Origin of the sequence: Pseudoalteromonas sp. SR45-5, from assembly GCF_014163565.1 — a bacterium.
Classification (GTDB): domain Bacteria; phylum Pseudomonadota; class Gammaproteobacteria; order Enterobacterales; family Alteromonadaceae; genus Pseudoalteromonas; species Pseudoalteromonas distincta.
On the sequence record NZ_JACJDN010000705.1, the window covers coordinates 1 to 1921 of the forward strand.

2 protein-coding genes are annotated in these 1921 nt (G+C 39.2%); both read right to left on the reverse strand.

The genetic code is table 11. From position 1 onward, the window contains the following. Positions 1-592: DUF3080 family protein (locus H5072_RS18230; protein ID WP_220488696.1), on the reverse strand; the 592-nt coding region annotated here is incomplete at its 3' end. Next, positions 555-1921, reverse strand: a 1367-nt coding sequence (locus H5072_RS18235; RefSeq protein ID WP_182694358.1) for an MATE family efflux transporter, incomplete at its 5' end; no start/stop codon positions are given. The genes H5072_RS18235 and H5072_RS18230, both read right to left, overlap by 38 nt.

The window sequence follows — 1921 nt, forward strand, 5'->3', positions numbered from 1 at the left end:
GTGCAAGTTGCTTTAGCGCAAATATGGTATCGCGAAAACCAGCGGGTTCAGTAGTGAGCTCGTTTGAGGTGAGTTGCCAGGTACGATTTAACTCAGGTTCTTTAAATAACATGGTATTAAAAAAGTACATTAGGTGTGTTTCTTTATAGTTTTTGGCTGCGAGTATTTTTGTGTAACTAGGGCTATTTTTATCAAGCGTATTTAAGCAAACCTGCGCACTTTTAATAAAGTTTATTTGATATTTTAATTGCCCAGCAGCGCTGGCTGTTTTTCCTAATTGGTTATTGTGCTCACTTATAAGCACGTTAAGCTTACATTGGCTAATGCCTGCAAGCTCCACAATACTCAGTGTTAAGTCACTTTGTGCTATTGGGGGAGGCTGCAGTAAAGGGAGTTGCTTGAGCAGCTTAGGCTGTGTTGGGCTTGCATTAACTGTGCTACTTAAGCGTTCAATATAAGTAGCGTTTACAGTACTTTGTGGTTTGTTGCAGCCTGTAAGCATTAAAAAACACATTACCAGCAAAGCAGCTGGTAATGTTTTAAGGCTGAGTTTATTAGTTTTGATTGAGTGAATCACTGTTAACAAATTCATATTTTAGACGCTTTCTTACTGTTAGCATTAATAAAATAGCAGCGACACTAAGGCCTACTATTATTCCAACCCAAAAGCCATGCGGCCCCATAGCTGGCACAATTATGTCTGTTCTTGCCAATACGTAACCTAAACAAAAGCCGATTAACCAATACGATATAAACGTAATATACGATATAGGCGTGGTGTATTTTAACCCACGAAGCATGCCATTTGCAGCAACCTGTAATGCATCGGGTAACTGGTAGACACACGCTAGTATCATAATTGATGAAGCCAGAGCCATTACTGCGGGACTGTCGGTATAAAGTTGGCTAATTAAATCACGACCTGTAAAAGTCATAAGTGCCAAAAATAGTGCAATTACAATAGCTAATATGTAACTAGTCGATACGGCAACTTTTAACTGCTGTAAATTATTTTGACCATATAGATTACCAATACGAATACTTATAGCGATAGAGAGGCTCAGTGGCATCATAAACAGCAATGTAGTTACACTCGCTGCTATTTGGTGCCCCGATACAGCCACTGCTCCTAAATGCGCAATAAATAGCGGTATACACGCAAATAAAGTGACTTCAAAAAAGGTTGCAAGTGAAATTGGTATACCTAGCTTAGTAATAATACCAATGGTAGTGAAATTAGGTTTTTCGAATGATGAAAGCAGGCCTTTAGCATCTACCTTTTTACTCATTTGGCAGTAAGTAACTTGTGCTATTGCCATAACAGTTAAAACAATTGCTGTGGCAATGCCACAGCCTGCGCCGCCATAAGCAGGAAAACCAAATAAGCCATTTATGAAAATATAATTTACTGGAATATTAACGGCTAAACCTAATAGGCTTATATAAAAGGCGGGTTTGGTCATCCCCATGCCTTCGGTAACGTTTCTGTATACTGTAAAAATTAAAAATCCAAACACACCCCATTTCACAAAATGGATGTAGTCAATGGCAAGGCTTGCAATAGCAGGCGTTGTATCGAGCTTTAAAATAATGGCATCTGCTAAATGGGCAATACCAAAACCTGTAAAGCTTAAAATAGCGGTTAAATAAAGCGCTTGTTGAAAATAGTGGCTAATGCCTTTGCGATCATCACTGCCCGAAAACTGCGCAATAATACCAGTAAGCGCTAATAAAATACCTTGCAGAGCAAGTAATAATGGGTTCCATATTCCTGTTGCAATAGAAAGTGCAGCTAAGTCAGTAGGGCTAACTTGGCCGGCCATAATTGTGTCGACTACCGACATTAAAATAAGTGTAACTTGTGCTAAAAAAACGGGTAAGGCTAGGGAAAGTAAACGCTTGGCTTCCCAATTGCAAAAGG